Source organism: Virgibacillus dakarensis (genome assembly GCF_900155625.1).
GTDB lineage: Bacteria > Bacillota > Bacilli > Bacillales > Amphibacillaceae > Lentibacillus_C > Lentibacillus_C populi.
On the sequence record NZ_LT732554.1, the window covers coordinates 273,256 to 291,864 of the forward strand.

General features: G+C 40.1%; 18 protein-coding genes. 10 read left to right on the forward strand and 8 right to left on the reverse strand.

Going from position 1 to position 18,609, the window contains the following annotated elements:
* Window positions 1–104 precede the first annotated feature (104 nt).
* Window positions 105–1,577 carry an MDR family MFS transporter gene (locus CZ382_RS10900; protein ID WP_088051276.1) on the reverse strand — a complete coding sequence of 491 codons (1,473 nt, stop codon included), beginning with the start codon at window positions 1,575–1,577 and terminating at the stop codon, window positions 105–107.
* A 491-nt stretch (window positions 1,578–2,068) separates the two neighbouring features.
* On the opposite strand from CZ382_RS10900, the gene CZ382_RS10905 reads away from it, so the two are divergent.
* On the forward strand, window positions 2,069–2,524 hold the full coding sequence (locus tag CZ382_RS10905) for a hypothetical protein (RefSeq protein WP_088051277.1): 456 nt from the start codon (window positions 2,069–2,071) through the stop codon (window positions 2,522–2,524).
* Window positions 2,525–2,644: 120 nt separating this feature from the next.
* On the forward strand, window positions 2,645–2,836 hold the full coding sequence (locus CZ382_RS10910) for a hypothetical protein (protein WP_088051278.1): 192 nt from the start codon (window positions 2,645–2,647) through the stop codon (window positions 2,834–2,836).
* A gap of 119 nt (window positions 2,837–2,955) precedes the next feature.
* Here the strand turns inward: CZ382_RS10910 and CZ382_RS10915 are convergent, their stop codons facing one another.
* Window positions 2,956–3,777, reverse strand: a complete 822-nt coding sequence (locus tag CZ382_RS10915; protein ID WP_088051279.1) for a squalene/phytoene synthase family protein — start codon at window positions 3,775–3,777, stop codon at window positions 2,956–2,958.
* Window positions 3,778–3,958: 181 nt separating this feature from the next.
* On the opposite strand from CZ382_RS10915, the gene CZ382_RS10920 reads away from it, so the two are divergent.
* The 3 genes from CZ382_RS10920 (at window position 3,959) to CZ382_RS10935 (ending at window position 7,139) form a co-directional block, all read left to right on the forward strand.
* Window positions 3,959–4,729, forward strand: coding sequence for a polyphosphate polymerase domain-containing protein (locus CZ382_RS10920; protein ID WP_230856246.1), 771 nt, complete (start codon window positions 3,959–3,961; stop codon window positions 4,727–4,729).
* 1 nt (window position 4,730) lies between these two features.
* Complete coding sequence (locus CZ382_RS10925) at window positions 4,731–5,411, forward strand: DUF4956 domain-containing protein (RefSeq protein ID WP_088051281.1); 681 nt, start codon at window positions 4,731–4,733, stop codon at window positions 5,409–5,411.
* A 552-nt stretch (window positions 5,412–5,963) separates the two neighbouring features.
* Window positions 5,964–7,139: an AI-2E family transporter gene (locus tag CZ382_RS10935; protein ID WP_088051283.1), complete on the forward strand. Its 1,176-nt coding sequence runs from the start codon at window positions 5,964–5,966 to the stop codon at window positions 7,137–7,139.
* Window positions 7,140–7,177: 38 nt separating this feature from the next.
* Here the strand turns inward: CZ382_RS10935 and CZ382_RS10940 are convergent, their stop codons facing one another.
* The 4 genes from CZ382_RS10940 to CZ382_RS10955 form a co-directional block, all read right to left on the reverse strand.
* Window positions 7,178–8,407, reverse strand: coding sequence for an alpha/beta hydrolase (locus CZ382_RS10940; protein WP_235000418.1), 1,230 nt, complete (start codon window positions 8,405–8,407; stop codon window positions 7,178–7,180).
* A 144-nt stretch (window positions 8,408–8,551) separates the two neighbouring features.
* Window positions 8,552–9,607 (reverse strand): RNA-guided endonuclease InsQ/TnpB family protein, encoded by a 1,056-nt coding sequence (locus tag CZ382_RS10945; protein ID WP_088051284.1) that lies wholly within the window; start codon window positions 9,605–9,607, stop codon window positions 8,552–8,554.
* A gap of 248 nt (window positions 9,608–9,855) precedes the next feature.
* Window positions 9,856–10,962 (reverse strand): DUF1648 domain-containing protein, encoded by a 1,107-nt coding sequence (locus CZ382_RS10950; protein WP_088051285.1) that lies wholly within the window; start codon window positions 10,960–10,962, stop codon window positions 9,856–9,858.
* Entirely contained in the window at window positions 10,959–11,357 is a 399-nt protein-coding gene (locus CZ382_RS10955) for a GntR family transcriptional regulator (protein ID WP_088051286.1), read from the reverse strand. The genes CZ382_RS10950 and CZ382_RS10955 overlap by 4 nt, the downstream gene beginning before the upstream one ends.
* Window positions 11,358–11,514: 157 nt before the next feature.
* Here CZ382_RS10955 and CZ382_RS10960 point away from each other — a divergent pair, with 157 nt between their 5' ends.
* On the forward strand, window positions 11,515–12,687 hold the full coding sequence (locus tag CZ382_RS10960; RefSeq protein WP_088051287.1) for an MFS transporter: 1,173 nt from the start codon (window positions 11,515–11,517) through the stop codon (window positions 12,685–12,687).
* A gap of 221 nt (window positions 12,688–12,908) precedes the next feature.
* Complete coding sequence (locus CZ382_RS10965; RefSeq protein WP_088051288.1) at window positions 12,909–13,205, forward strand: DNA-binding protein; 297 nt, start codon at window positions 12,909–12,911, stop codon at window positions 13,203–13,205.
* Between the two features lie 194 nt (window positions 13,206–13,399).
* Here the strand turns inward: CZ382_RS10965 and CZ382_RS23410 are convergent, their stop codons facing one another.
* Window positions 13,400–13,600, reverse strand: a complete 201-nt coding sequence (locus CZ382_RS23410; RefSeq protein ID WP_140392729.1) for a hypothetical protein — start codon at window positions 13,598–13,600, stop codon at window positions 13,400–13,402.
* Window positions 13,601–13,704: 104 nt separating this feature from the next.
* On the opposite strand from CZ382_RS23410, the gene CZ382_RS10970 reads away from it, so the two are divergent.
* Genes CZ382_RS10970 through thrB form a run of 3 tightly spaced genes read left to right on the forward strand, consistent with a single transcriptional unit; the run spans window position 13,705 to window position 16,960 of the window.
* Window positions 13,705–15,006 (forward strand): homoserine dehydrogenase, encoded by a 1,302-nt coding sequence (locus CZ382_RS10970; protein ID WP_088051289.1) that lies wholly within the window; start codon window positions 13,705–13,707, stop codon window positions 15,004–15,006.
* Window positions 15,003–16,064: a threonine synthase gene (gene thrC / locus CZ382_RS10975; RefSeq protein WP_088051290.1), complete on the forward strand. Its 1,062-nt coding sequence runs from the start codon at window positions 15,003–15,005 to the stop codon at window positions 16,062–16,064. Before CZ382_RS10970 ends, thrC begins: the two co-directional genes overlap by 4 nt.
* Complete coding sequence (gene thrB, locus CZ382_RS10980) at window positions 16,061–16,960, forward strand: homoserine kinase (RefSeq protein WP_088051291.1); 900 nt, start codon at window positions 16,061–16,063, stop codon at window positions 16,958–16,960. Before thrC ends, thrB begins: the two co-directional genes overlap by 4 nt.
* A 255-nt stretch (window positions 16,961–17,215) precedes the next feature.
* Here thrB and CZ382_RS10985 read toward each other — a convergent pair whose 3' ends face one another.
* A complete protein-coding gene (locus CZ382_RS10985; protein ID WP_088051292.1) occupies window positions 17,216–18,412 on the reverse strand; it encodes a class I SAM-dependent rRNA methyltransferase in 1,197 nt (398 codons plus the stop codon).
* Window positions 18,413–18,609 lie beyond the last annotated feature (197 nt).

Below are 18,609 nucleotides of genomic sequence, written 5' to 3' on the forward strand. Positions count from 1 at the left end.
CTCGACTAATTCATAAATAAACAACGGTTACGAAAAGGACAAACATACCACACAAAGATGAAGCCACTGCTGATCTGAGCAGTGGCTTCTCGTATTTTTTTCTATTACTGTCCGTCCTGAGAAAGGTCAGATGGTTCCTTTGGTACAGCACGATAAACAAACAATGCCATGATAAATGCAACGACCGAGATGCCGAATGCAATAAAATAGACAAGTTCCACACCGGAAACAAGCGATTCAGCTATCGTTTTAGGGTCAGTCGGGTTAGCTGCGTTTCCCAAGTACGCTTTCTGTCTAGCGCTCATGATACTGATAAACACGGATACACCAACCGCACCGGCAACAGGCTGCAGAGTTGTCATAACAGCTGTTCCATGTGGATATAGATGCTTAGGCAACTGATTTAAGCCATTTGTTTCTGCTGGCATCATAATCGCTGATACAGATAGCATTAATAATATATAACCAACAATAACCATCCAAAATGGTGTATCAATTCCCAATCTGCTCATCATAAACATGGTCACACATAACACGAATGTAGCCGGTATCATCATTACTTTAGGCCCAAATTTATCAAACAGTGAACCCATAATCGGTGACATAAGTCCATTTAATATACTTCCTGGCAGCAACACTAATCCCGCTGTCGCTGCTGTTAAAGCTAACGGACCTTGCATATACATCGGTAAAATAATCTCGGAAGCAAACATCGCCATGATAATGATTAAAAACATGATAACAGCATGTGTGTACATCGGAAATTTGAATACTTTTAGATCCATTACAGGCTCGTCAAGTCTCAATTGCCGTAATGCAAACAACAGGATGCCAATCACACCTATGATAATCGGGATATACGCATTCGGGTTTAAAAAACCAGATTCATCCTCACCTGCTGAACTGAACCCATACACAAGACAGCCAAACCCAATTGTTGAAAAAACAAGTGATAAAACATCTATTTTTGGTTTGGTAACCTCTGATACGTTCATTAAATATTTATAAGCAAAGGCAATGGAAAATAAGGCAAACGGGATAACCGTTATAAATAAAAAGCGCCAGCCTAAATGTTCGACAATAATGCCGGATAGCGTTGGCCCAATAGCCGGTGCAAACATAATGACCAGACCGACAATACCCATTATCTTACCCCGTCTGTGTGGCGGGTATATTAATAAAAACACATTAAAAATAATCGGCATTAACAACCCGGTGCCAACAGCCTGTATTAGGCGTCCAGCAAGCAAAATTGAAAAAGTCGGAGCAATAGCACATATCGTTGTACCAATTGTAAAAACGGCCATTGTACTCAAAAACAATTGCCTCGTTGTAAACCATTGTAACAGTAAAGCGGAAGCGGGAATAACAATCCCCATTACCAGCATAAACCCGGTCGCCATCCATTGCACTGTAGTGACCGAAACATTAAATTGCTCCATTAATGTTGTTAGCGCAATGTTCAACAGCGTTTCATTCAGGATAGCAAAAAAAGCGCCAATGATTAACGAAACCATAATCGGCATTACTTTTGCGTTTGGATCCTCAGCTAAATATTCATATTTCTTTGTTGTCATTAAACCAGCCCCTTTATCAATTCAATCAATGAAAAACACAAGCTCCGGTTCTCAGCTTGTGTTGGCAGTATTCGGATATCATCATTTTGGATTTGTTGGACAAAAACTTAAAAGAGCACATACCGATTGTACCAATACCAAAAAAGGAAGATACGTACCTCCCCCAGATCTTCTTTACAGTTTTCCAAAAAGGCAGCCCAAATTCCGAATACTCCGCACATGGCGAGAGTCCCTTATGCTATTTAATTAGCCAAGCAAAGCAGTAAATCGGAATGTTGCGAATACCATGTTGGAAAACCTCCGTTCAAAAAATGTAGAACAATCTTAACACGTGGCAACCATTTTATCAAGTGTTTTCTTAATGTACTTGAACAAGAAAAACCCAGCCTTTTTCTTTTAAAATTTTTCCTGTTTTCATAAGTGCCCAGACCAATCTAGACGAATATCCATATAGTGAAGAGAAGGACTTTTCAAGGGAGGAAATGATTTTTATGAATTTTAATCCATACCAGCAGCCATTTACTGAAGGTGATGAAAGACAACAATTTAATTTTCCAGGGTTTTTTGGAGAAGGTGGGCAACAGCGTTTTCCCGGTGGCAACCAGTTTAGTTTCCCCGGATTCCCCGAATTTCCTGGCGGCGGGCAATCCGGCGGCCCTGGTACGGGGCAATCCCAGTTCCCTGGTGGACCGTCAGCTAGTGCACCAACTTCTCCTCCACCATCGTTTACACCGGAACAGCCACAATTCCAAACCTTCGCAGTAGATCCGGGTGCAATTCGCGGCTGTCTTTACCGTTTCACTTATATATGGTTAGACTGGGATTCTTTTTGGTTTTTCCCTGTATTTGTAGGCAGAAATTCAGTTGCAGGATTCAGATGGCGTCGAAACAGGTGGGTATATTTCGGAGTAGACTTAGACAGAGTACAGTCGTTTCAATGCTATTAGATGTGAACTAGCTTAGGCTAAATTTCAGGGTTGTATTGCAAGAAGCATAAATCTGGAAATAACGTTGGGCAAACACAATCCCTCCTTCGTTCATAACGTATAACAAAGGAGGGATTTGTGATGTATCAACTAGCGTTACTCTATCTGGCCTGTGTTTTGGCAGGGTATGGACTAGCCAATATTCCGACCTCTGCACTGATAACCCCCGAAATAGCCAATTTTTTCGCAGCAGTTGGCGGAATTGCTATGGTTGTATTTGCTTTAGCTGTATTATACCTCGGGGTCAAAGCATTGTTCCAGAAAAAGTTTTAGACAGATATGGAGGCTGTTCACATCGCCTCCATTTTGTTTGATAAATTTAGTGAACTTAACCCAAACTTGCTGACCGAATAACGTCATTGTTACGATTTACAAATAGTCAGCGACCGGCCTTATTCACTCTTTATTGTTTCAACAATATTTTCTACCTCAGCGCGTGAGATTTTCTCTCTGCCATCTTTTAATGCCTTTACGGTTCTTTTTGCCAGTGCAAGCGGTATCCGGCAAAACAACAAGATATTCCGGTTTGCAATATCCGTCATATATTCATCAGCCAGAGCCAGGTTTTTTTCGGTATACTCAAATAAGTCAGCCCTTGTCCAGTCATCCGGAACAAAACGGACTCCACGCTCCCCATCCTCGTCCTGATTCCGTAAGATATTAACGGCTTGTAACCCACGCCCATAACCAATCGCTAACTCCCGGTCTGTTGTTGTACCGTCATACCATTGCCAAATGTCGGAAAGCATCACACCAACGAGTCCTGCTACGTAATACGTATAGTCGTCTAAATCTGCTTTGTTTTTAATACGCCAGCCCTTCTCAGCCCAATTCGCCATTCCTTCCGCCATTACGCTTGTTGATTCCTTTATTTTATCAACTATTTCAACTGGACAAACGGAAATCCAGTCACCAAGCCGTAACGTTACCTCAGGCAATTGAGTTTTATAAGGCGACACTAACTGAAGAAATGCACCATTATCGAAATTATTCCCCTGTAAAAGACGGCTTGTCGATCTTAACAAATGTTGTTTTGCAGCAGAATCCAACGCATCATGATCCTCTATTTCATCAACCGCCCGCATACATAAATACGCTGATGCAACCGTTTTCTTCAGCTTTGGTTTTAACAGACTAATTGGTATATAAAATGTTCGGCTTGTCAGCTTTAACATCTGCATTGCTTCTTTTTGTAATCTAGTAACCGTACTCAAGAATTTCGCCCTCCTATAGAAACTAATTATAACAAAAAACAGAAAAGATTGACATGATTTGCAGTACGACAATCGCATGTTATTAATTGGCACTCTCCCCTGTCTGTAAAATTTCTCATGAAACTCTAATCTGATTCACATGTCTATCTCATCCCAATCATGCATGATGTAATGGAAGGGGATGAAGAAATTGGCAATTGAAGTTTTTAGGAGGAAAGAGCAAAAATACGTAATCACGACAGAACAGTACTCCCTATTAGTGGAGCAAATCCTGCCGTATATGCGGCCAGACAAGTATGGAGATAATGGCAGATATACGGTTACCAGTCTGTATTTTGACAGTAACGACCACAAAATTTACTTTGAAACGAAAAACAAATTAAAATTCCGGCAAAAATTAAGATTGCGTATCTATGATGATACCGACTTAAATGGAACAGCTTTTTTTGAGGTAAAACAAAAACACAAGAAAGTTGTTAACAAACGCAGAATGCTTCTGCCATTAAAGGAAGCCTATCGTTATTTGTATGAGAATCAAGAGAACGGTTTGAACAGCTACGAAACATCCAATCCACAGGTATTTCGGGAAATTGACTACTTTCTCCATCTATATGATTTAAGACCGGAAATGGTTGTCAGTTATGATCGACATGCACTTCACTGTATTGAAGATCCTGATTTACGGATAACCTTTGACCTAAATTTGCGCTGCCGGAATGAGGATCTGTTTGTAGAGCATGGTTCAGGTGGTGCGAATTTTATTGACCCGAATCTGGTCGTATTGGAAGTAAAAGTGAATGATAGTGTGCCATTGTGGTTAACCCGAATTCTGCAGACGCTCCACTGCGAGCAGAAAAGTGCATCTAAATATTGCACAAGTATGGAATTACTGAATGGTGAAAAATTGCCTAATGGAATTGAAAAAGAACTTGTATTTGCAGGAGGTAGATAAAATGAATTTTCTAGATCAACTTTTTTCATCACAAGCAAGCTACCAATCTAATATTTATATGATTTTAATTGCGCTGATTGTTGCAACAGTACTCAGTCTAGTCATTACAAAAGTTTATATGATTACGTTTACCGGTGAGCGATATTCACAGGCGTTCGTCCATACCATCATTATGCTAAGTGTCATCGTTTCCGTGGTCATGAATGTTGTAAGTGATAACGCTGGGGTTGCCTTTGGTTTATTTGCCATCTTTTCCTTGATTCGTTTCAGAAGCGCAGTAACAAATGTGAAAGACATCGCCTATATCTTTTTTGGCCTGTGTGTTGGCATGACAAGCGGCCTCTTTCAATTTGATTTAGCGATAATACTGACTTTGTTTGCTAGTTTCGTATTTTACTTGCTTTATAAGTTTGAATATGGGAAAGGAAAAGATACGCAAATTTTAAAAATCACCGTACCAGAAAATTTGAACCACGAAAATCTGCTGAATAATATTTTTGCTGAATATACCGTCAGTCATACACTTCGGCAGGTTGAAACAACCAATCTTGGTACAATGATCCTGTACACGTACGCTATTCGGAGTAAGAATACGACAAAAGACAAAGAATTATTGGATCGGATCCGCGAGAAGAATGCCAATTTGAAAGTTTCGATAACCTATATGGAGAATGAATATTGACCGGAATACGCTGTATGATGAAGAAGGTACTTGCTACTAAACAAAAAGACAAGATTCTACTTCCTGTCTTTTTGTTTATTTTCCTTTTCTGGGGTCTAGTTGATCCTTTAAAATCAAATAAGGGGTCCTTGGATCGGCAGGATATAATTTTCTGACATGATCTTTTCTACAAATTTGTAATTGCTGTGGAAGAGGAATGTTGCAGTAAATTCAAGCCCTTTATCAGAAGCGTTGTAATATCATAATGGTCTCTGCTTATCACCTGAAAGTCGAATCCAATTTTATGTAGTATTTGGCCTGTGGATTTGTCGGTAACCGTTTTGGGATAAAAATATTGAGTATTGATTGTTATATCATTGGATACTACCTTTTGTTTAACTAATACCACCTACCTTCCATTCTTCCTTACATTATGTCCTTAACAAAACAACTGAAACCTTTACAACTTTACATTCGTAAAGATGTTCAGCTATGCTGTTGACACCATACAGCTTGTTATGGAAATTTAGTCCTATATCAGCTATAATACGAATAATAAGGAAGGGGAACTACATGAAAACAATGAGTCGGTTTATGAAATTTATTGGCGGCCGTGATTTATTCTATGGGTTAATCCTATTAATATTGATCGGTATTACCATAGCTATTTATAACAAGATAGCGTTTATCTTTTATCCTTTTATTGTTATTTTTTCGACGATTATACCACCAATTATCCTGGCTTTTGTCGCATTCTATTTATTGAATCCGATTGTGAACCTTCTGGAACGGCTGCATATTAAACGTATTTGGGGTATTATCATCATCATTTTGGGGATTAGCGGGCTATTGACAGGAGTTATCCTGCTTTCCGCTCCAGCCATCGAAGCACAGGTAAAGGATTTAATAAAAAGTTTCCCAGGTTACCTGCAGCAAATGGGAGAAGGAATCAGGTCATGGATGCAGCACTCGTTTTTAGGTCCCTATTATGATGAAGGATATAAGTGGCTGACAGAGAATTTGAATGATCTGCCAAATAAAATTGGTAATTACTTGGGCGGGGCAGTCGAAGGAATCCGTAATGTGGCTAGTACAGTAACGAATGTAGCGATTGCCATTTTTACCTTTCCGTTCGTATTATTTTTCCTGCTTAAGGATGGCAAAAAATTTAAATCGTATAGTCTGAAATTACTGCCTCCAAAATTCAGGGATGATGCAAATCAAATCATTAAAAATATGGATGTTCAAGTAGGTTCGTATATTCAGGGACAAATCATTGTTGCTTCCTGTATTGGTGTTCTGTTGTACGTCGGGTATTTAATCATTGGCCTGGATTATGCTATTACACTTGCCATTATTGCAGCTATAACAAGTGTTGTACCATACCTTGGACCGATTATTGCCATTTCTCCTGCCATCATTATCGCATTAGTCAGTTCCCCATTAATGTTGTTAAAACTGGCAATTGTCTGGGCAGTTGTTCAATTTTTGGAAGGACATTTTATTTCGCCAAATATTATGGGCAGGACAATGAAAATTCACCCGCTTACGATTATCTTTGTTTTGCTTTGTGCGGGAAACTTATTTGGCATTGTTGGCGTTATTCTCGGTATTCCGGGTTACGCCATATTAAAAGTAATTGTTTCGTATTTATTTGACAAATTTAAACAGCGTTATAACCGATATTACGGTGAAGATGACGGTGCATATCAAACGATTGATCAAGCTGACGGTTTAGAAGACAAATAACTTACGGCTGTATCCAAAAACGGATACAGCCGTAGATTTTATCGGGAAATTCGATTTGTAGTATCAAGAAATTTGATTATTCCTTGTACCAGCCCATCAGCAAGTGGAAGGGTTGGATCAGAATAAGTTGCCATATTTCCATCTTTATCGGCAGGCGCCTTCTTTAATATATGATTCATTTTATCAATCAGGAGCAATTTGGCATCTGGTTTAGCCTCAGCTAACATTTCCGCGTCGCGAACTGATAGTTGCAAATCATTTTCACCATTAATGATTAGTGCAGGGATAGTAAGCTGTTTTATTTCCTCTGCCGGATTATAGTCCATCCATGAGATCAAAAATGGCTGGACACTTGGCCTGAATACACTCATTAGCTGGTCACTAATGTTATCCACTGTTTTTCCTTGGCTCAGCTGCACTAAAATCTGCTCGCTTTCTTTATAAAGACTTTCAGGAAGTGTCTTTAATTGTTCACTTAACACCTGATCAATGGATCGTCCCGCACCAGCAATGGATATGAACGCATCAGCCGCTGAATCCTGAGCTGCTATTATTCCTACTAGAGAACCTTGGCTATGACCTATCACGATAATGTCTGTAAAACGTTCATCCTTTTGCAGTTCAGCAATCCACTGATTGGCATCCGTAACAAATTGATCAAACCGCATTTCTTCTTCAGAAATAACTGCCTCCAAGTTTTTACCAGCACCACGCTTATCATAGCGTAAACTTGCAATACCTTTTTCCGCCAATCCTTCTGCAAGCATTTTTAAACTATTATTTTTGCCAGGAATACCGGGGGAGTTTCCGTTGCGATCCGTTGGCCCTGATCCGGGAATGATCAGTGCAACCGGGAATTTCTCCCCTGTTTCCGGGGTAACAATGGAGCTGTATAATTTTCCGGTATTTGTTTCGATTTCCATAAAGTCCTCGTCTTCCGTTTTTTCCTGCTGTACAGTGTCGACCCAATTTTTGACATGAAATGGCATGCTTTGGCCATTTTGTGTAAAGGTGCCTTCTATCTTATCGGATTTCACAGTTCCGGTGAAATTCACTTTTTGACCTGGTAAAGGCATTTCAAATGAAACTTGGTTGTCTGCCAACTTGATTGTTGATAAAGAAAAGTCTTCCACACTTTGAACTGGAATACTGATACTTCCTTCTGTTGAACCACTATCATCCGTAAAAGTTAACTTAATCTTAAGCGGTTGACCTGGGACTTCAATTTCCCCATTCCATGTACCTGGTGAATGACCCCACCTTATCATCCTTTCGGAATGCTTGAAGGTGGGGCTTCCTGTTTCACAGACCATTGCATCTTAGGGGATTCCTAAGACGTCTTACATTGTCTCCACAGGCTTTGTTTAGACTGTTCGGACACAACCTTGCCCTACAGTTTTTCGTGTTCTCATTTAGTCGATGGCCACCATCTGATCCAACTGTTCCATTCCTTTACGCAATATATTCAGACTCGCATTGTGGTCACGATCCAGGATTGTTCCACATCCTTTACAGATATGCGTACGAATAGAAAGAGATTTCTTTACTCGTGTTCCGCATGTAGAACAATCCTGTGACGTGCCCCACCCTGCATCGGAAATGGATTTTGACAAACGTTTATTTTTTACCATATGACGGATGTCAAGATCCTCTACGGCAATGATCGAATAGTCTTTCGCCAAATGGTAGCTTAATTTATGTAAAAAATCTCTTCGCTGGTTTGCTACTTTTTCATGAAGGGAACGGACTTTAATTATTTGTTTCACATAATTTGCCGATCCGCGTTTCATTTTAGAAAGTTTTGCTTGCGCTCTTTTTCGTTTCTTTTCTGTTTTACGAATAAATGTAGGGTTTTCATAGCTTTTTCCATCGGACAGAACTGCGTATTTATTTATCCCTACATCAATGCCAACTGCAAGACCACGATTGATTGGTGCTGGGTATGCTTGTCCTTCGACACTGAAAATAGCATACCAGCGACTGCCTTGTCGCTTGATGAGGAGTTGTTTGATTGTGCCTTCCATTGGTCGATGTAAGTGAATAGGAATTTGCCCGAGCTTGGATAGTTGTAACTTGCCGTTTTCTGTAAAAGATGCTGCATAGCGATGATGTGTGTTCGGTTTGAAGCCAAATTGTGGGAAGGTCATGCTGTTGTAATCCTTGTATTTTTTGAGTTTAGGGTAGTTCGCTTCTTTTCGAAAGAATTTGGTAAATGCATGGTCTAGGCGGCGGAACACTTCTTGTAAGGCTTGTGATGGTATTTCTTTTAGGAATTCCCATTCTTGCTTGTCTTGTTTCAATTGCTTTTGCATGTCAAAACGACTATACGATTCCTTCGATTGTCTGTATTTACGTTGTTTGTCGAGAAGTGCAGAGTTGTATGTTAGCCGACAATAGGAAAGCCAGGTCTCCAGTATTTCTATTTGTTCAGATGAAGGGAAAATTTCATATTTTTGATTCAGTAACATGAATGCACCTCCTAACCCTATTATGGATCATGCGTTTGGGGTTTACAAGCATTTTACGAAAGCAAACCGAAATTCATCACCCCCTTAGCCTTAAGGGATTGCCAGTAACAGGCTTGAAGAGGGAGACTTCTTTCGGAAAGCAGTTAAAACAGTCAACGAATCCACCTCTTTCGGTTTATCTTTATTTTCTTCCATCTTCTCACTACACCTAATCGTTTTTTCATGGAAACATCCTTTTTTCTATTATTCTAACCGCCTAGCAATATCGGCAACCCAGCTGCTATCCCAATTATAACGAGCAAGATAATCCATGATAGCGGATGTGCCCAATTATTGGTCCAGCCAACGCCGAATCGTTTTTCCAAAAATAGTGCCGGATCATTTTTATTAAAATAAAATTGTCCCATCTTCCAATACTTATCATCATCACGATCAATGATACTTCCATTTTCCCCTTTGCTCACTTTCACTCGGCTTCCACCTTGGCCGGTTGTGACAACTAAGACAATGGCTCCTAATACAATACCGAATGAAAAGATAAGCGGCATAATCGTCAATATTTGTTGATTGATTGGATAGATATAGGAAAGCTGTGTTAAAGAGAGCATCAAGGTTAACGCCATGCCAGTAATAATATTAAATGCTGACCATCTTCTTCTGAATATAATATTTTGCTGCATTGACTTTTCAGGGTTATTAGCACTTACCTGTTGTTTGGCCCTGCCGATAATTGTGTTTATTAGTAAGAAGAGCAATGTTAAATATACTTGCATGATTGGCGTAAGAAGTACAGAACGGTAAGACTTATTTGCATAATTCGTAACTTCCCCGGAAAAGTTATACTGCATTGGAATCTTTTCCGGAATCAGTTCATAAGCATTTAGCGTAATGACCATTGTACCAATTGCAATTGCGAATGGCAGTAAAAACCAGAGATTGGAATACGTAAGCTTTTCTTTACGGAACCTTGTATCAATTACAACGAGCTGGGATTTTTCTTCTGACCAGTTTGCTTCTTTTTTACGTGCCTTCATTTTACTATGAAAATGTAAATAAATTAAAAACCCCACGATCATATAGGCAACAATGATGATACTGAACACAATACCAAGCATATCCTCACTTTGTACAAACGCCTCCGACAGTAGCAAAAAGGTACCCATTACAACTGCACTGAGCATGCCCACCGCCCATACATATTGTTTGCGCATTGCCTTTATTTCCGGTGTGTGATAAATATCTTCCGGAATCGATACACCAAAGCTTTCCGTTTTTCTTGTCCAATAGGGAGTAAACATCAGCAATATAAAAACTGGTACCATAATGGCAACGAGCAAGAAAATCCCCATATTCATTTCCCTTCACCCTTTCCTCCGTTAAATTCCTTAAAAAGTTCCTGGCAAAATTGAATAAATTCCAATTCACCGATTCCCCGGCAGACAGATTCGGCAATTAATGGGTGTAATGTCTTTTTAAGATTGGTTCGGTGATCCTCGCCAGCCTGTGGTACACCGTCAGGATTTACTACTACACCCTTTTGCCGGTGAATCTGAATAAACCCCTCCCGTTTTAACTGCTGATATGCCTTGTTTACCGTATGAAGATTAATACCGATATCTGCTGCCATAGCCCGGACAGATGGAAGCCCCTCCCCCGGAACAAGCTCCTTTTTCGCAATTCCGACAATAATCTGATGCTTTAATTGCGTATAGATTGGTTCGTTTGCTTCAAAATCCAAATTTATAAGCATATCGAATCACACCTTTCATGTGATAACTGTTATATTTATAGTATAACAGTTATCACATGTTGTCAACTGAAAATTTGGTGCTCGAAATATTGCTCTTGTTTTTCATCCCATTAAAAATTATGATTGTAATGGTATACAACAGAGAGGAAGCTTGGAAATGGATAAACGTGTTTATTTTTTAATGATCATTTCATTTGTTGTTGGAATGGTTGAGTTAATCATAGGTGGAATATTGGATTTAATTGCAGCAGATTTACATGTCAGCCTTGGGCAGGCAGGGTTTTTAATTACGATATTTTCACTGATTTTTGCCATTGCTGCACCAATTCTATTAATTTTAACCGCCAGAATCGAAAGGAAACGTTTAACTTTAATTTCTTTAGTGATATTTTTGCTGGGCAATATGATCACTGTTTTCAGCCCTTCGTATGGCATACTGTTTACCGGGCGCGTTGTTTCAGCAATTAGTGGAGCGTTATTGATCATCTTATGTTTGACAATGGCTCCGAGTATTGTTGATCCAAAGTATCGCGGACGGGCAATCGGCATTGTTTCTATGGGTGTCAGTGCTTCACTCGTATTAGGCATTCCTATTGGGTTAATGTTAGGTAACCTCTTCAATTGGCGGGCACCCTTTATACTCATCAGCATGTTAACTGCACTATCAATAGCTGCTGTCTATTTCTTTATGGGGAGAGTGGAACCAAGACCGTCGATCCCAATTAAAAAACAACTTGCTACGTTAAAAGACCGAAAGATATTCTTTGCCCAAGCAACAACATTTTTGTTTATGGCGGGGCACACAACCCTTTATGCTTATTTAACCCCCTTCGTAAAAACGGCCATGGGGCTTGAAGGAACCTGGATCAGCATTATTTATCTTATCTTTGGTGTAGCTGCGGTAAGTGGTGGTGGCTTAGGCGGTACATTGGCAGATTTAATGGGAACAAAACGAACGATTTTAGCAGCTATTATTGTATTTGGCTTAGCTATTTTTGCGATTCCTTATACGACATTTTATTTGCCGCTGTTCCTTGTTGTTATGATCATATGGGGTGCTATGAGCTGGGCTATTTCCCCTGCGATGCAAAGCTATCTTATCGAAACCTCCCCGGATACATCTGATATTCAGCAAAGTCTGAATAACTCCGCATTACACCTTGGTATTGCAATCGGATCGTTAATCGGTGGTGTCGTCATTGAGCAAGCATCGGTTGAACGAAATGCGGGAGTCGGTGGATTACTCGTTATTGTCGCACTTGGTACGGCTCTTATTTCGATGCGTGAAGGACTTCCCATCTCTCGTAAATACAAAAAGACACGGGCATGAGCAGGGGAAAATGGTGGGACACAATTAGTAAAAATGGATTTGGGATATTGTCCATAGTTGTACATGAACTAAAGGACCGCATTCTTCGATGAAAAATGTGGTTTCTTCAGGAAATATAACTACAAAATAGTCTTTTTCAACAATCGTGTCCCATTTGTGGTATTTATGTTAAAATAATTACCAAGTAAGATGTAACTGAACTGTTGATTGGGGGTTTATAATTGGATATTGACTTTTTTTGGTTGGCATTAGGATTAGCGGCTTTGGGTTATTTTATTGGAGATGGTCTCAAAAATTTTAAAAACCCATCTTCTACTAATCCCATAGAATCTTTAGATGAATTTGACAAGCATGAACTATTAAAAGAAAATGAAGTACATTGGTTCATGGGTGTATCTAAGGAGGATGCAAAAAAGTTACTGGAAGAACATCCGGATATTCCCCATATTACATTAAATGGTAGAGTTTACTATCCCAAAGCCAAATTGCGTGAATGGTTACTGAACTTGGGAGATTGATCTCATATTCTACGTAGCTATGGTAACCTATTACATATTGGCAGTTTACAGGGAATGGTATGCATATTATCAAATACCATCCCAATTCCCGATCCAAGAATTAAACATCCGACAAAGGCAAGACCACCTACTTCATAATTCAATTTTACCACTGCCATTTCAATATGATTTGTATTATGAAATACGTTCAATAGTTAGCTTGCAGGTTTCCTGTTGATGTTGTGCGTTTTACTGTCGATGTTTCGCGCTTCACTGTTGATGTTGTCCGTTTTACTGTCGATGTTTCGCGCTTTACTGTTGATATTGCCCGTTTTACTGTCGATGTTGTTCACTTCACTGTCGATGTTCCACTCTTTTCCTTTGTTATTCCCGCACAAAAATGCAAACCCTTTCATCAATATTTTTCAAATAATCTTGCAAAAACCCTTGCTATATACTTTTGTGATGTTTACAATGTCTATTAATATATAATTACGATTTTGGACGATGGGGTGAGAAAATGAAGAATAATGTATCGATTGGTTTATTAGGTTTAGGTGTAGTCGGATCGGGTGTTATTAGGCTGATTGAAGATCATCAGGAGGAGTTAGTACACCAGCTTGGCTGTGGCGTTGATGTGAAAGGTGTGTTGGTCCGTAATTTAGAAAAGACACGTGATGTACAAGTAGATCGATCATATCTCACCACTGACCCGAATGATGTTTTACATAACCCGGAAATTGACGTTATCGTCGAAGTTATGGGTGGTATCGACGAAGCACGAAAATATATTTTAGAAGCTTTTGCAACAAGGAAACACGTTGTTACAGCGAATAAAGATTTAATAGCTTTACATGGGCAAGAGTTACAGGAGGCTGCGAGCAGGAATCAATGCGATCTGTTTTATGAGGCAAGTGTGGCCGGTGGAATTCCTATTTTACGCGGGTTAGTTGATGGACTTGTTTCCGACCGGATCCAACAGGTAATGGGGATCGTAAACGGAACGACCAATTACATACTAACGAAAATGAATGAGGAAGGCGTTACCTATGAGGACGCACTGAAAGAAGCACAGGAGCTTGGATTCGCCGAGGCCGACCCTACTGCAGATGTAGAAGGATTAGATGCTGCAAGAAAAATGGCGATCCTTTCGAGGCTGGCTTTTTCTACTGATGTTGAGCTCGAGGATGTAGAGGTAAAGGGAATTGCCAACTTGGAATTAGCTGATTTACAATATGGAAAACAATTGGGCTACACCATGAAATTGATCGGCTACTCTAATTTTCATAACCAGCATGTGGAAGTAAGTGTTCAGCCGACGTTTCTGTCCAATCAGCATCCGCTTGCTGCAGTAAAAAATGAATACAATGCCGTTTATGTCAACGGGGAAGCGGTAGGAGAAACCATGTTTTACGGAGCAGGGGCTGGGAGTTTGCCAACCGCAACGGCCATCATGTCTGATGTTGTTGCTGTTATTACGAATATGCGCCTGGGGGTAAACGGAAGACGCTTTGTTTCACCACGCTTTAAGAAAGAACTAACACCACCAGAAGAGCGGTTTGGGCAATTTTATATTCGCATGCATGTAAAAGATGAAGTGGGAGCTTTTGCGGCAATTTCTCACGTGTTTAATCAAATGGATATCAGTTTTGAACGAATCCTGCAAATACCTCGTAGTAAAACGGAATTAGCGGAGGTTATTCTGATTACACACCGCACCGCCCTAGCAACATTTCAGGAATCAATGAACAAGCTGTACACCCTGGATGTTGTGGCAAGTGTTGAAAGCTCATTCCGTGTTGAAGGAGATGGAAAAAAATGAACTGGCCAGGACTGTTAAAACATTATGCTGAATACTTACCTGTAACGAACGATACTCCTGCACTTACATTAAAGGAAGGTGATACGCCGCTTATTCACTTTCCCCACCTTTCCAAACAATTGGGTATAGAACTGTACGGAAAGGTAGAAGGTGCCAATCCGACCGGTTCGTTTAAAGATCGAGGTATGGTAATGGCTGTCGCTAAAGCTGCCGAAGAAGGCAGTACATCCGTTATTTGCGCTTCTACTGGCAATACATCCGCTTCAGCTGCAGCATACGCGGCAAAAGCAGGCATGCGGGCAATCATTGTAATTCCTAAAGGAAAGGTTGCCCTCGGAAAACTTGCCCAGGCGATGATGTATGGTGCAGAGATTGTGGAAATAGACGGTAATTTTGACGAAGCATTAAAAATGGTTAAACGTGTCAGTGAAAATGCACCTGTTACGCTTGTCAATTCGATTAATCCGTACCGATTGGAAGGACAAAAAACGGCTGCATTTGAGGTTTGTGAACAATTGGGCGCAGCTCCTGATATCCTTGCTATTCCAGTTGGCAACGCCGGTAACATTAGTGCATACTGGAAGGGTTTTAAAGAATTTCATGAAGCGAAACAAACTGGTCTCCCGAAAATGTTTGGTTTCGAGGCAGAGGGCGCATCTGCAATAGTAAAAAACAAAATAATTGAACAACCGGAAACAGTTGCCACAGCTATTCGCATTGGCAATCCCGCCAGCTGGAAACTCGCTGTTAACGCAAGAGAGGAGTCAAATGGAAAAATTGGTTCTGTTACCGATGCGGAAATCCTTAACGCCTTTAAATTGGTAGCACGAAAAGAAGGTATATTTGCCGAACCAGGATCCTGTGCTTCCATTGCAGGGGTTATCCAGCAATGTGAAAATGGATTGATCGAACAGGGAAGCAAGGTTGTGGCTGTCCTTACCGGAAATGGGTTAAAGGATCCGCAAACAGCAATTGATCAGTTACAGGTTGATCCTGTTTCACTGCCTAATGATGAAGATGCAGTAACGGCTTATATTGAAGATGTGGTCATACGATGAATATGTTTAGTCTCTCCGTTCCAGCAAGCTCGGCAAATATTGGTCCAGGATTCGATTCCGTTGGCATGGCATTAAATCGTTATTTAACATTACAAGTCACTAGGCAGGAAAAATGGGAATTTGCACAACATTCCCATTTACTTCCTTCCTTTACTGATTATGAAGACCATTTTATCTATCAGATTGCAAAGCAAACAGCAAACTGGCACCAAAAATCACTGCCAGCATGCAAGGTAAGCATCGACAGTGAGATTCCGTTAGCTCGTGGACTTGGTAGCAGTGCCTCCGCAGTTATTGCTGGAATTGAACTCGCCAATCAGTTGTGTACGTTATCCTTATCATCATTGGACAAGCTCCAATTGGCGACCGAAATTGAGGGGCACCCTGATAATGTGGCTGCTTCATTAGTTGGTGGATTGGTGATTTCTGTTGAAACGGATAACGTGATCGACTATTGTCAAGTACCGGACTTGGATATTGATATCGTAGTATACATTCCGGCTGTAGAACTGAAAACAGAAAAGTCGAGGAAAGCGCTCCCAGCCTATTTTTCACGAAAAGACGCAACAATTGCAAGCGGCATTAGTAATCTTATGATTGCTTCCCTGCTAAAAGGGGACTATGAATTAGCAGGCAAAATGATGGAGCACGATCTATTCCATGAGCCTTATCGCGCAGATCTCATCCCCCATTATCACGACCTTAAGCAGGAAGCAAAACAATTTGGGGCTTATGGAACAGTAATAAGCGGTGCTGGGCCTACAATGATTTCCTTTGTACCTAAAGGGAAAGGCGGTACCATTTCTAAACAAATGAAAACATTTCTGCCCCATTACCAGATTGAACCATTAGATATCGACCATAACGGACTAAGGGTTGAACAGGAAATAATCTAAAGAAAATGTGAACATCTGCTTCCCCTTTACACCCAAGGATTTCATTTTCAAATAGTTTATCTTATAGCCATAACGGCTGCGGTATTTTCCGCAGCCCTTTTCACATTATGGACAAAACTGCATTGAAAACAGTGTGAATGGATAAATCGCTGAAGTTTCAGCAAAAAGTGCTGGGGTTTCCCGAAATTCGCTGAAGTTTCATGGGAAATAGCTGAACCATGATGAAATTAGTAGATAACCAATTTCATAATACCTCTATCCGGTAACCTGGATAATTAAAACCTTTAAGTAATTGCCCTCTGGATAATGTGGGCTTATTTTAAAATCCTCTGGCAAGGTGTATGCTTCCAAAATGTCGTACCTTGTGTTCATTTCCTTAAATGCTTTATCAACAAATTGTCTAAACCGCTTCATCCCGAACGTTGCATTATTCGTTGAAGCTACAATAATGCCGTTTTTTTCCGTAATAGCAACGGTATCTTTTATTAATGCTGGATAATCCTTTGCCGCTCGAAAAGTATGCTTTTTTGAGCGTGCAAAACTTGGCGGATCCAGGATCACTAAATCAAACTTTAAATCTTTCCTCCTTGCATAGTTGAAGTAATCAAAGACATCCATTACAATAATATCCTGCTGTTCAAAATCAATACCATTTACACTGAATTGTTCGATGGTTTTACCCTTGCTGCGTTTTGCCAAGTCCACACTTGTCGTTTTTAACGCCCCGCCAACAGCGGCGGCTATCGAAAATGCACCAGTATAGGAAAATGTGTTCAATACATTTTTTCCTTTTGCATATTTATCCCGAATGACTCTTCTTACTTCACGCTGATCCAGAAAAATACCAACCATCGCCCCGTCATTCAAGTAAACAGCATAATTCATTCCGTTTTCTTTGATAATGATTGGGAATTCACTGCGCTCGCCCTTGACAAAATCATCATCATCGATATATTTCCCATTTGTGTCAAATCGCTTTTTTTGATATATCGCTTTGTATTCTCCTAACGCATCCAAGGCGAGAATAACGCGCTCTTTAAATGAATAAATCCCTTCACTATACCAATTGATTAAATAGTAACCGGAAAAATAATCAATCGTTAGTCCGCCAATCCCGTCCCCTTCTCCATTAAAAACACGAAAGGCGGTTGTATTTGGATCGTTATAAAGCTTTTCCCTTTTTCTACAGGCCTGCTCGATTTTCTGTTTAAAAAATCCAAAATCAATCTTTTCATTTTGCTTGTCTGACAGTACCCAACCAATTCCTTTGTTCTGAATTCCAATGTAGCCCTTTGCAAGAAATTGATGTCGCTTGTCTCTTAAATGGAAGATACTTCCCTCATTTTGGTGTACGTCTGCATTCAATACGTCTTCTCGATGTACTAATGGATAACCTTTTTTATACCTTGCTGCCTGTTTCTGTTTTACAAATAAATCAACTGTTTGCACCATAATCTCATCCCAACAATCCGTTTTTTTCAAAAGTAATGAAAGTATAAAAATATAGGCTCTATTCTGCTTACGTCAGAGTTGGCCATGTCCAGCTCCAGCGCTAAAGCCAAGCAAACTTCACACTCCTTCACTACGATAAGTCTACATCGGTTCGCTTGACAAAGGAGGGCCGACTAAAAGCGGACTTTGCGTCCAAC